Here is a 12,470-nt window from a genome sequence, read left to right on the forward strand (position 1 = left end):
GGATCTCCTTCAGGCTTTAGCCAGTGCCACGCGGGTTGAATGATAGGCTGAGCAGCCGCCCATATCGGTTAATTTGTCTGTCGTTAACGAATTTGTGCAACCGTCAGTCCCATTAGGATTGAGCCTGAGCCAATTGCATTTGGGGGTCATTAACGAGCCTTGTGGTACGCCTGTGGTGACCATAGCGACAAATTTGGCTTCGCCTCTATGGTTACTCAGTGTGACTCTGTCGTTATGCTTGATCTCATATTGCTGCGCATCTTTAGGGTGGATTTTGACGTAATAAGCGGGAATGGCACGAATATATTTAACGTTATAAAAAGAGCTGTTAACGCGTTGAGGAACGCCAGATGAGAGTAATCTAAAGGGGAGGTCACGCTCTCTTGGTTCCATCTCATCCTCTGGTAACCCCCAGTCGAGTACCGGATGAAATCCTGCGTCGGCCATGAGCTTAGAGCTGAACTCTATTTTGCCACTGGGTGTATCGTATTTCCCATCAGCCAAGACAGGTTGAGGTACATCGAGTTTGATATACTTTTCTTTCATCAAGCGGTCATAATTGACCCCTTTATAATAGGGCGAGTCGGTGTCGAGGAGTTCTTTGATGATGTCATCATTACTGGCTTGAAACGCTTCATCTTTAAAGCCCATCGCTTGTCCTAGCTCGCGAAAAAAGGTCCAGTTACATTTAGATTCGCCCAGTGGTTCAATCACTTTTTGGCAGACTTGAACATAATAGCCGTGGTAATCACCGACGATATCTTCGGTCTCAAACTGGCTCGCGGCAGGAACAATGATGTCACAGTATTGAAGTGAGTCAGTCATGACCATATCGTGGCCGACGACAAACAGATCTTCGCGTTTCATGCCATCGAGTACGGCGTTGGTATCGGGAGCCACAACCACCGGATTGCCGTTATAAATGATCATCCCATGGATCGGCTTACTCGGTTTATCGTGGCTGGTGGGATGACTAGGATGTAGCGCTTTAGCCAACTCAGTCATATTGATCCGCTGCGCATCTGGATTTTTGCGCATATATTTACCGCTGGCCTGATATTGATTTAACCCACCACCGGCATGAACATTATCGTAGATAAGGCCGTTGCCTCGTTTACCAAAGTTACCGGTCACGGCTTGTAACATGGCGACCGCCCGTGACATTCTGGCGCCATTAAAGTTACGTTGGAAACCATATCCCATCCGTAGCATGGTTTTTTCGTTTTCCCCTAATACCTGGGCAAACTCGAACATTTTATCTCTTGGAACACCAGTAATAGTTTCGATTTCGTCATAGCTAATTTCATCGAGTCGCTTGAGGAGCTCGTCATACCCTATGGTCTGCTCGGAGATGAACTCGTGGTTTACGAGATCTTTTTCAACTAGGTACTTAATAATGCCCGCACACAGTTGTACGTCGGTACTCGGGCGTGGTTGTAGGTATATATCGGCTTGAGAACAGAGTGGGGTACGTTGTGGGTTTACTGCGAGTAGTTTGGTACCACGATCGCGTGCTTGGTTAATTAACTTGATAGCGATGGTGTTAGAAACGACTTCATCGTGACCCCAAGTTAAGTAGACATCGCTAAGTAAGACATCTTCAGGATCGGGACCGAGAAAGGTACCATAAAGCGATTTGAGCCCATCGTAGGCGGCGTAAGTACACACTTTACGCTCTAAAATGGAGGAACCTATGCGATTCCAAAAACGCTCGCCCGATGCAGACATGCCTATGGCACCATAGTTACCAGAGTAACTGTAAGGCAGTATGGCTTCGGAACCATGTTCATTAACTATTTGATTAAAACGCTTGGCTATTTTCTCATAGGCTTGTTCCCAAGAGATGCGGCGCCATTTGCCTTCGCCTTTTTTACCCACTCGCTCCATAGGGTGCAATATTCGGTCGGCGGCGTAAGTATACTGTACATAGCTTTGCCCCTTAAGGCAGGGAGCCTTGCCAGTTTTCGCTTGTTCTTCTGCTCCAGTGACATAGGTCATTATGCCATCCTGTACCCTAAACTTAAGCAGGCAACGAGCGGCGCAGTTGCGTAAACAGCTGTGGTAAACGACTCTGCCATTACGTTTAGCTAGCAGCCCCGAATTGACTCCAGCGACTTTAGCATTAGCCATTCCGGGCGTTAACCCTGATAAGGAAGAGAGTACCGCCGTGGCACTGGCTCCTTGTAAAAATGTGCGTCTATTGATTTTCATCGTCATCACTCACCATAATGTGGACCGTTGGTCGGTTATGATTATTAGCCCTAAGGCCTTTATGTTGCTGGGATTGACCCAGCGTTACCCTAGAGGGATATCCCCCTCTAGGGCTAAGATGGGTTACATTACGAACGTTTGAAGTAGGTTTTGGCCATTGACACAACTGACTGTTAAGAGTTGACCGTCGTGAACCAAAAGCCCTTGAGGATTAGTGGTGCCGACGAGTTGGGTCATTGCACTCACTTCGCCTGTGGTTAAATTGAACTGCAGCACTTCGCTGGCATCATTATTGAGTAACCAAGCTTGCTCGCCATCGATGCTGATCCCAGTTAGCTTCGGCAGCGCCATACCAGTTAACCCTTTAAGGTTGGCTTCGGCAGACAGTGTCGTATCTTCTTTGTCGAATCTCGATACCACTAATGTTTCGTTGAGCTCATCGCGGGTGGTGACTGTGATATATTGATCCAGCATCTTGCTGTAACCCAGCGTCAGGCTGTAGCTGGTCTTGGCTCGGATGGTGCTAAACTGACCACGGGCTGTCTCACCTATGCCGTCGCTGCTTTGAGTGAAGCCGCGATAATTTATTTCCCAGTTTTGTTCAGGGTCTAAAACCAATTCGGCCCAAGCCTTGTTAAACCCCATGACCATCAAAGTATTTGTAGAAGTGAAGGCGACTCCGTTGAGTTGCTCAATATGCAGCATGTACATACCGTCGATCTGCGCTTGATTGAGTAACTTGAGCTCATGGTCAAGGATATAGACCCAATTATTGGAGGTGGTTATGGCATAAATTTGCTTTTCGGCTTGATAATCAATGGCGGTTACGCGGCCAGAGATAGTATTCGGTAGTGAGGCCTGGCTGAGTAATTTAGCTGTTGGAGCCGCAGTAAATAGAGGTGATGCTGGCTGCCATTGTTCAATATCGGGATCGCTAATACCATAAGCGCCACGAGCATTAGGGGCGTACGTTGGCCAGTGATCTAACTCCCAGCTGATAAACTTGGGATTGAAGGAAACTCGCCCCGGGCTGTCTTGGCCCACGAACGGAATAGGACCTGTTTGGGTAAATGCTTGCACTATGTTGCCAGCAATGACGAAAATAAATACCCAAGAAGCAAGCTTCGGTAAGGTGTCGAAAGGTTTTTTGCTATAGGCATTATCAGGGAATTTATTGCCTAGTGTGAGCATCAGTAATGCGACGACGACCAAAACGATGACAAAGACAAGTAATGCCCATGTATAAGTGTGAGCGCCCATTATTTTTAATGAGAATCCTTGGCCTATATCACTTCCCAAATTAATTGAGGTGTGTAGTAATGCCATAAAAGCACCATAAATACCTAGCCATACCAAAGCCGCTATATATTTAGGTTTGATACCAAAGCGAACGATGTAGAGCGCGGTAAGCGACACCAGTATCATGGCTGTGCGCTCTTGCCAGCAAAATGCACATGGGTTATCAAGAAGAATGAATCCGAAAAAGAAACAGGCTATTCCGACGGGTAAAGCCATGATAATTATCGAGGCAAACGATGCTAACTTATTAAATGTATGCTCTTTCATAATATCTCTCTAATAATTTCCAACTGGAAGTAAAATGCCCCAAGACATCATGATCCAAATAAAGAAACTCATTCCTATACAACTGAAAAGAAGTCTGTCTGCTAATTTTTCTTTTTCAGGTTTCTTATAAACAAGATAGGCCGCGTAGGCCGCGATGCAAAAAAGTGTGAACTCCATTTAATACCTCGTGTTTCATTTGTGATTTATGTTTTATTTGGCCGTAGCTAAGCGCCACTCTCGTTCTAATCCATAAACAAGTTTTGATTTAACCCAGTTGAATGCTGGGGAGTTATTAATATTCCCATATAGAATATAATTGCCTACGGCGCGGTGTTCGCTTCGTATTTCTTTTATTGTTTTAATCATTTCATCAGGTAATCGTCGATAACTTATAGCAGGAATCATATCGACGAAGTTTCGGGTAAATTGATTGCAACTAAGGGTAATGCTGTTTGATTTAGCTAACAATTGCATCGCAGTCGCAACACTGTCTGTATAACCTGCAACATCCATTTGTAATCCACTATCACGACATAGATTGACCAGTAAGGGGCAGATAAGATCGTTATAGTTATCTATTTCAAGAAGTGAATAATTTGCGAGTAATTCTAGGGACATGAATTCGGAGAAAATAGGGTGTTCTTTATTAGCAAGAATATATATATCACCCGTTTCAGAAAAAATTTCATAGTTAAGCCGGTTATCATCGAAACCCTCGTAAACGACGACGAAATCGATATCACCACTAATGACCTCTTGACTACAATCATGACTGAGAGCGCGAACGTCGAACCTTAAATTTGGCGCTTCGGGTAAAATATAATCATCTATAACATTATGGACAGCGTAAACAAATTCATCGTATGCTCGTATAACAAAATGACCACCAGATTGGCTTGGAGAAAATATTGAATGTTTTCTTTCAAGCAATTGATATTGTTCTACTAGTAATTTTGCATGAGGAATGAGTTCTTCAGTTTTTTTAGTGGGAATTAATCCGTTTGATTTTCTAATGAATAATGAGTCCATAAATACATCACGTAATGAATTTAACGTCCTGCTCACAGTGCAATTGGATATGCCTAATTCGGTTGCGGCTAAATTTCCTTGTCCATGTTTGTATACGGACAATAAAACTTTCAATTGAGTGTAATTAAGGTTGTCCATTTTCATTTCTATAATCCCCCCCACCATTTGAAGGATTACTATGAGTTTATTATTTTGCAATTACTAAGCTTAAGATCACATTGATAAAGGTTAATTACTTAAAACATGAAATGGTTCCTGTTTTTGAATAGTCGAAATATCCTTATTGCTGTTGATGAAATTAATGTTTTCGGTGGTTTTAAATTGAAAGTGTGAATTAATTCTATTAAATAGTTGAAATTAAATATAATCTATTTAATTGTGATCTTGTTACTTGTAGTCAAGGCGCTACTTGAGTTAGGGATTAAGCTTGGTTTCAACTAAGTCACTTAGACTAGGGACTTTATTAGCATAAGGAATAGATAATGAAACGAGTAGGATTAATGATTGCTTTGTTGGCCTCAGGTACGGCTCAAGGGCAAAATGTAGCGGTGCAAGATGTGTTTTTTGATGCCATCACCAAGCATTGCGGCAAGGCATATGAGGGAGTCGTAACGGCAGGTAATAGTGCCGACTCGGCATTTAGCGGTAAAAAGCTGGTGATGCATGTGCGAGAATGCCGAGATAGCGAGTTAAAAGTACCGTTTCATGTTGGTGACGATCATTCACGTACTTGGGTGATAACCAAAATCGATACCGGACTTAGATTAAAGCACGATCATCGTCATCAAGATGGCAGCGAAGATAAAGTCACTATGTATGGTGGCGATACCATCGACAGTGGCAGCGCCCAGCTGCAATCATTTCCGGTCGATCAATTCTCTATCGATAATTTCAAGCAAAATGGCCTTAGCCAGTCAGTCACCAATGTGTGGCACATGGGGATCACCGATACCCGTTTTATGTATCGCTTAACTCGAGAAAATCGCGATTTTAAGGTGGAGTTTGATTTGACCAAGCCAGTAGCGTTGCCGCCAGCGCCTTGGGGGCATGAATAGCCGTGGCCTTGGAATAAAGGCTAGGTATTTGATGTTTGCTTGAGCGGCGTGTTTTTTGAGAGTGTGTTTGAAGGGGTACCTTCACAGTTATTAATCGCCTGTCCGGCGGGGAATGTGCAAGCGCTCTTTTGGCTCGGTGAGTGAAGCGTCGCTTCATGCTAACGAACGAGAGACAGGGATTGTCTAACTGGCTTTTAGATAGGGATATCGTTGTGAGCACGTCCGTGTGGGCTCTGCGAAATCATCTGACCTCCAAGGACGGAGGGAATGCCGAAAAATGTCTGGAACATTCTCGGCCATGATTTCGAAGGCCAAAACCGCGCTTACACCGATCTCTAACGCCTCTTCGATTTGGCTTCAATTGGAGCGAATAGCAAATCAAAAACTAACGTGTTTTTGCCCCAAAGTTTGTTGGCCTTGGCATGAAGAACAATGACATTTGCTTGAGTAGCGGCTGGCTGCATTTTTATTTATTGAAAGTGGTGAAGGTTGAACCTTCAATGTGAGTTAATTGCTTGCAGCAGGCTAATGTGCAGATACTGCTTCGGGGCGCTTTTCGCCGTCCTTGGCCGCTTAACGAAAACGTCCCTGTTTTCGATACCCTCAGCCGTATCTACACCGGGTTATTCTGTCTCTTCGATTTAGCTTCACTTGGTGTGAGCCGCTAGTTCAAAAGCTAACAAACGTTCGCCACGTTCGATGCGCGCTAGAAAACAGAGCAAAAAACCTGTTTTTTATGCTCGATAAACTGCCTGCAATTTTATAATTAGTTGTAGAGACCTCTACATCAACTCGTTCAGTTTTGCGGGGAACTTATTCAACTTTTATGAATGCGATGTTCACTTTATCGCTTTATTTCAATGTATTAGCGTGTCATAGTTGCTGCAGGTTGAATTTTAGGCAGTTTATTGAGCTGCTATTCAATAAGCTGTTATACAACATTCAGAATGAGGAGTACCAATCTTATGGCGAAGCCAGGAGATGATCTTGAGAAAATAGTGGAGTTAATAGAAAGATCTATTTCTCCATCTTCAGTCATTCGTCAGAATGTGATGATGCCAGTGTTGAATTCACAAATTGGAAGAACTAGGCAATGTGATGTTGTCATTGAGAGTGGTCCTGAATTTCGTCGTAATGTAACAATCGTTGAGGTTCAAGACCGAACATCAAAAGTTAATATTGCTACTTTCAACGACTGGTTGAAGAAGCTAGATGATGTTGGCGCTAACAGTTTAATCTGTATTTCGAGAAAAGAATTCCCAGAAAGTGTAAAGGAAGAAGCACGGTTTCAAGGTAACAGAGTTCTTCTAGTTAACCTAAAAGAAACAACTCCAGAGTCACTCCCACTAAATTTTTTGTCTTTTTATGTGGCATATGAAAATGTCAGTATTACTGGTATAGATGCTTTGAGTTGTTGCGTCGAGAAAGGAAGCATTGATTTAGCATCATTAGACACTCAAGCAATGCACTCCCATGAAAAAATATGGTCTAGAGACAAATCTTCAAACATGTCTATTGTCGAACTGTTATCTCCTTTGATAAAGGAGTCACATCATGATTCAAAAGGCATAATAAAGGACGTGGCTACCTTTACGTTTAAAAACGACAAGCGTTTAGTCCTATATTGTTACATAAATGGTGAGTATATTCGCGTTGGACTGAATGTGACCGTTCAGTATGTTTACGATAATCACCTTCTTTCTATGGTGGTGTCCAGCTACGAACAAATTGATCATGGAGTGTTGGCTTGGGTTTTTGAAATTGAGCATGAGACAAGTCACGGAAAAATAAAAACTAAAGTTCCAGTAACAAAGCATGGTAACGATGCATATAAAATGCTCGATGTTATCAACTCAACTGATTTTAATTCTCAGGTGACAATAAAAAGCTTAGGGCAAAAACCTGTTGTATAACAAAGCATTTAAGAGTGATTCGCAACGCTTGGCAGTTTCGCTTCGCTCAAGTATAGCCAAGCGCCGCTCACACCTTAATGCGGCGTTATGTGAATGGGAGATTCCAATGGACAAGGTAGTCAAAGATCACTTCGATGAATATCCGGAAAATGTTCGTATTAGGTTAGAGGAACTGCGAAATCTAGTCTTTCAAATCGTATCTGAATTGGATCTGGGTGATGTCGATGAATCTCTAAAATGGGGTGAGCCAAGCTACAGCGTAAAAACAGGCAGTCCACTAAGAATGGATTGGAAGCTGAAGTCTCCTAATAATTATTACCTGTTTTTTAATTGCCAAACTAAGCTAGTCGATACATTTCGGGAATTGTATTGTGAAGAACTGGAGTTTCAGGGAAACAGAGCAATAGTGCTGTCCTTATCGAAACCGTTGCCAGAAACAGCAATCAAATCCTGTTTAGAGCTAGCTTTAACCTATCAGCAGCGTAAAAACTTTCCTCTTTTGGGTGCTTGAAAAAATTCACATAACAAATGGCTCAAGAGGGATTGCCAACGCGTGGCGGCTTTAGTACAAAATTAAAGTTCAGTGTTTATGGTGTGTTTTTTGAGTTCGGCGGTGCGTTGTCAACCCCTTAGCCGGGCGTTAATCTATACAAATATTAATCTGAAACATACCAATTAGAACATTAGTCCTAACAAGTTTTGGTTCAAAAATAAGTTAGCTTTTGATTGTCCGAATGACACGAGTAAGGTCAAATCGAAGAGATTAAGAACTCGGTGTAGGTGCGGCTGTGACCTTCCGTGACATGGATGTCACGGCAGAGCCTACTGGGATAGTACTTGAACAACGTCCATGTCTAAAAGCCAGTTCGGCATCCATGCCTCTCGTTCGTTAGCGCGAAGCTGGGCTTCACTCACCGTGTCACAGAAGCACCTGCACGAATAGCCTGCGGCAAGCAATTTATAACAATGTGGGTTAACGCTACCATCAATCAATAAAAACTAACTCGACTAAATGTTACAAGCCCAAAAAAGCCAACACCTTCATTCGAAGGCCAAGATACTTTTGTCCAAAAATGATTCACCATTGACAGACCTGTGGATACAAAATAAAGATAAATCGAAGAGAGTGATAAGTCGGTGTAGGTATGGCGGTGGGGGTTGGTGGCATGGATGCCACCGTCGAGCTTATAGGGATATACTTGCAGCGCCCCACCGAAATACCTGCACGAAAGGCCTGCGGCAAGCAATTCAAAACAATGTAAGTTAACGCTACCATCAATCAATAAAACCTAACTCGACTAAATGCTACCAACCAAAAATGCCAACACCTTCATTCGAAGGCAAGCACACTTTTGTCCAAAAATAATTTAGCTTTTAATGCCCAGAATGACACCTGTAACGCAAAATCGAAGAGATAGATAAGTCGGTGTAGGTGCGGCTGAGGCCTTCGATTTCAGGGATGAAATCGCAGAGCGCCTAGGGATGGCTCTTGTTTAACAAAAAGTCAGCGATGCCGAAGAAGCACCTGCACGAATAGCCTGCGGCAAGCAATTTAAAACGATGCAGGTTAACGCTACCATCAATAAATAAAAACCAATTCAACTAAAAACTAATTCAGCTAAAAAGCATAAGCCAGGCGGGAAGAAGTTTAAATAGAGCAGAGGGAGCCATCTGGCTCCCTCTGCTAGATGATGGCTATTTGGGTTCAAAAGTGAAGGATTGGCCTGCGAGCGCCGCTTCATACATTAAGCCACCTTTAGCGGCGGTAAATACCGCCATGCCATTGATGTATGAGGCACTTGCAGCTTTGTTGCTGCCCGATTGTCCCGCACCCGCCGAGTTACCTGTGGTGCCCACTTGGGCATTGGCACCGACATTGATCGCGACCGCGGATGCATTAGCGCTAAATTCGAAACTACCGCTGGTAAATTCTTCATACGCTTTGGCATCTTTAAAGAAAATAATTTCGCTGTATGCCTGACCGCCGAGCTGGAAACCAATCGACAATTGCGACAAGCTGGTATCGCCAGTATGAATACCGCCACGATAAACGCGACCTTTACCATATGCTGCGCCAATCCCTATGCCACCTTTACCTACGGTGGGGAAGATAGCGTAGCCATAGGCGCTATTAAAAAATTCTTGGGTGTCTGGGGCTTTCTTAAAGTTGTTTAGTGCTTCGCTGTAGCTATCGGTGGCAAATGAGGCTTGGGAAAATAGTAAGCCAACAATGACACAGCAGCTAGCGGTCAAACGTGATATCCACTTTTTCATGATGCACTCCTTTGTATTCAAATAAGGTTATACCCACAGTTATCAATATTCGTTTCATAGAGCGGCGATGGTAAAAGTCAGCATAGAAGCTGTACGGCATAGGATGAATCGCGCTAAGGATTATATTTGGTCTGTCACTTGCCTTATCAACCCCTGCCTAACTTTCATCTATTGATGTGGACTGTTAATAGCATACGCACAGATAGCCAAAAATTGAATGTTATTCGATGAAAAAAGCGCCTATTAAGGCGCTTTTATTGGGTGTTGTCAGCTAAGGTTCAGCCCTGCTCACTGTGGTTGTCACTTATGACACGATTTTACTTAGCCGCTTTAGGTTGCTCTTTACCTAATACATAGTGTTCAAACCATTTTTTATCCCAATCCATTTTGGCTTGTCGGTGTTGATATTGACTCAGTCCGTGACCTTCACCGGGATACACCAACAACTCAACAGGCACATTAAGGTAATGTTTTAGAGTGCGATAAAGCCCTTGAGCATGGCCCAGTGGCACGCGTTGATCGTTTTCGCCAATGTGAATTAGGGTCGGTGTGTTGATATTACTGGCATGGGTGAGCGAAGAGCCATGAGTGTAAGCGTCGGGCTTTTCCCAAGGGAGGCCCTGCATAAAGTTAATTACATGGCCTGGGGTATCTTCGAGCATCCATTGCAGGCGCTGATCGAACACCCCGGCACCAGAGCTCGCCGCCTTGAAGCGCTGGGTGGTACTGATGAGGGCATTGGTGAGGTAACCACCGTTACTCCAGCCCATCACCGCCATTTTGTCACTGTCGGCAACGCCTAGCGCGATAAGGTGATCGACTCCCGACATGATATCGGCAACTTCGATGTCGTGCTCTTTGCCTACAAGGTCGGTTAAGAATTTGTCGCCATAGCCCGTCGAACCGCGGTAATTGGGCGACAATAGTGCCCAGCCATTGGCGGTAAAGGTTGAGCGGCCGTAGGAGCGATGCTGCAAGGCGTACGGTGTGGCAGCCGTTGGGCCGCCATGCAGTTGTACAATTAGCGGCAGTGGTCCGTCACCCTGTTTGTAGTTGGCGGGTAAGTCGAGGATCCCTTCGACTTGAGTCCCATCTGGCGCGGTCCATTTAACCACAGATATTTGGGGTAAAATCCAGCTGTCGACTTGCGGATTGATGTTAGTGATGCGCTTATACTTGGCTTTTTTGCTGGCGGCATCGGCAATAAACAGATCGCTAAAATGCTCGAGTCCGTTGTGGTTAAAGGCGAGTTTTTTGCCGTCATGGCTAAAGCTGTAGCTGCCCATCACTAGATCGCCGGCGATCACAGTGCGCGTATCACCCTGCTGTTGTTGGTTGATGTCGGTGCAAAACAGTTTAACTCGGCCATGGTCGGCGCCGCGATAACAGATCTCATCGCTATTGGGGCGCCAATGAATGTCGCTGCCATTGAGGGTGATATCGCCGCTGCGTTTAATTTCTAGCGGTTTGGCTGGTTTTTGCTGTGGTGTAACGACAAATAATTTACCCGGATGACCATCGAAATCGATTCTAAAGGCTAGCTGTTGGTTGTTGGCGTGCCAGTCGAGACCGAGCAACCAGCCATAGGGTGATGGTGCATCTTGGCGCCAAGCGCTATCGGGTAGCACAATGTTGCTGTTAGTGCGGGTGTTGTATACCTCGAGGTTTGACCAACCTTCATAGTGTACCAATTCATTATCGGCAGTGGTGATACGGGCAATTTGGCTGGCATCTTGGGTAACCTTAAATTCCCATACCACCTTATCGTCGTCGAGCAGTAATGTTTGCTGGTAATGCGCGAGATCTAACTTATAAAGAGGGTTAGTGGTGATCTTACCGTGGCCATATTTCGGGGGGCTGTGGCTGGCACGCATATCGGCCCAGATATCGGTTTCTGTGGTGGTTTTATTAGCCAAAAAATAGAGGTTGTGACCATCGTGGCCGACTTGGAAGGCCTTAACGCCCTCGGTTTCTTTGGTCACAGGGACCGCTTCGCCGCCTTGTAGCGACAGCCTAAAGATTTGGGCTTTACCATTGTATGGCGCTTTTTTATCTTCGTGTGTTTGTTGACCTATATAGTAAATATATTGACCATCCGGGCTCCACTGCGGGCTAGCTTCACTTTCGTTGGTGAAGGTGAGGCGGCTGGTTTTTCGTGATTTGATGTCGACTAGCCAAAGATCTTTTTGTGCTTTATCTAACGCTTTATCCCAACGCGATTCTAACCATACCGCTTGTTTGCCGTTAGGGCTTAATTGCACATGACTCATATTGGCAATGTCGAAAAAATCGTTATTGGTGATCTGGTGGTTGCGTTCGGTAGCAACAGCTTGGCCTGTTAGTGCCATAAGTCCTGTGGAGATCACCGCAAGTACGGTGAGCTTATTTACTCTTCCCATCTTGATCCCTTCAGTAGTGCATT

Annotated in this window: 8 protein-coding genes; 3 read left to right on the forward strand and 5 right to left on the reverse strand. The window is 44.4% G+C overall.

The window, feature by feature from the left end; translation table 11 throughout:
• Positions 1–9: 9 nt before the first annotated feature.
• The 3 genes from DN599_RS18340 to DN599_RS18350 form a co-directional block, all read right to left on the reverse strand.
• The gene (locus tag DN599_RS18340; protein WP_110459040.1) at positions 10–2,211 is read right to left on the reverse strand and encodes a molybdopterin-containing oxidoreductase family protein; all 2,202 of its coding nucleotides are present in this window, start codon (positions 2,209–2,211) and stop codon (positions 10–12) included.
• A 123-nt stretch (positions 2,212–2,334) separates the two neighbouring features.
• Complete coding sequence (locus tag DN599_RS18345) at positions 2,335–3,777, reverse strand: disulfide bond formation protein B (RefSeq protein WP_110459041.1); 1,443 nt, start codon at positions 3,775–3,777, stop codon at positions 2,335–2,337.
• Between the two features lie 210 nt (positions 3,778–3,987).
• Positions 3,988–4,950: a LysR family transcriptional regulator gene (locus tag DN599_RS18350; protein WP_110459088.1), complete on the reverse strand. Its 963-nt coding sequence runs from the start codon at positions 4,948–4,950 to the stop codon at positions 3,988–3,990.
• Between the two features lie 338 nt (positions 4,951–5,288).
• Here DN599_RS18350 and DN599_RS18355 point away from each other — a divergent pair, with 338 nt between their 5' ends.
• The 3 genes from DN599_RS18355 to DN599_RS18365 all read left to right on the forward strand — a co-directional run bounded on the left by DN599_RS18355 (position 5,289) and on the right by DN599_RS18365 (position 8,285).
• On the forward strand, positions 5,289–5,861 hold the full coding sequence (locus tag DN599_RS18355) for a hypothetical protein (RefSeq protein WP_110459042.1): 573 nt from the start codon (positions 5,289–5,291) through the stop codon (positions 5,859–5,861).
• Positions 5,862–6,826: 965 nt separating this feature from the next.
• Positions 6,827–7,774 carry a hypothetical protein gene (locus tag DN599_RS18360; RefSeq protein ID WP_110459043.1) on the forward strand — a complete coding sequence of 316 codons (948 nt, stop codon included), beginning with the start codon at positions 6,827–6,829 and terminating at the stop codon, positions 7,772–7,774.
• Between the two features lie 106 nt (positions 7,775–7,880).
• Positions 7,881–8,285, forward strand: a complete 405-nt coding sequence (locus DN599_RS18365) for a DUF1801 domain-containing protein (RefSeq protein WP_110459044.1) — start codon at positions 7,881–7,883, stop codon at positions 8,283–8,285.
• A 1,184-nt stretch (positions 8,286–9,469) separates the two neighbouring features.
• Here DN599_RS18365 and DN599_RS18370 read toward each other — a convergent pair.
• Positions 9,470–10,048: a lipid-binding SYLF domain-containing protein gene (locus DN599_RS18370; RefSeq protein ID WP_110459045.1), complete on the reverse strand. Its 579-nt coding sequence runs from the start codon at positions 10,046–10,048 to the stop codon at positions 9,470–9,472.
• 317 nt (positions 10,049–10,365) lie between these two features.
• On the reverse strand, positions 10,366–12,447 hold the full coding sequence (locus tag DN599_RS18375) for a S9 family peptidase (protein WP_110459046.1): 2,082 nt from the start codon (positions 12,445–12,447) through the stop codon (positions 10,366–10,368).
• Positions 12,448–12,470: the final 23 nt, after the last annotated feature.

The organism is Shewanella algidipiscicola (assembly GCF_900380485.1).
Lineage (GTDB): Bacteria > Pseudomonadota > Gammaproteobacteria > Enterobacterales > Shewanellaceae > Shewanella > Shewanella algidipiscicola.

Bases quoted from the DNA above. Each gene is read 5' to 3' on its own strand.
- DN599_RS18370 (WP_110459045.1), bottom strand. From the start codon at position 10,048: ATGAAAAAGTGGATATCACGTTTGACCGCTAGCTGCTGTGTCATTGTT.
- DN599_RS18345 (WP_110459041.1), bottom strand. From the start codon at position 3,777: ATGAAAGAGCATACATTTAATAAGTTAGCATCGTTTGCCTCGATAATT.
- DN599_RS18365 (WP_110459044.1), top strand. From the start codon at position 7,881: ATGGACAAGGTAGTCAAAGATCACTTCGATGAATATCCGGAAAATGTT.
- DN599_RS18340 (WP_110459040.1), bottom strand. From the start codon at position 2,211: ATGAAAATCAATAGACGCACATTTTTACAAGGAGCCAGTGCCACGGCG.
- DN599_RS18355 (WP_110459042.1), top strand. From the start codon at position 5,289: ATGAAACGAGTAGGATTAATGATTGCTTTGTTGGCCTCAGGTACGGCT.
- DN599_RS18350 (WP_110459088.1), bottom strand. From the start codon at position 4,950: ATGAAAATGGACAACCTTAATTACACTCAATTGAAAGTTTTATTGTCC.
- DN599_RS18360 (WP_110459043.1), top strand. From the start codon at position 6,827: ATGGCGAAGCCAGGAGATGATCTTGAGAAAATAGTGGAGTTAATAGAA.
- DN599_RS18375 (WP_110459046.1), bottom strand. From the start codon at position 12,447: ATGGGAAGAGTAAATAAGCTCACCGTACTTGCGGTGATCTCCACAGGA.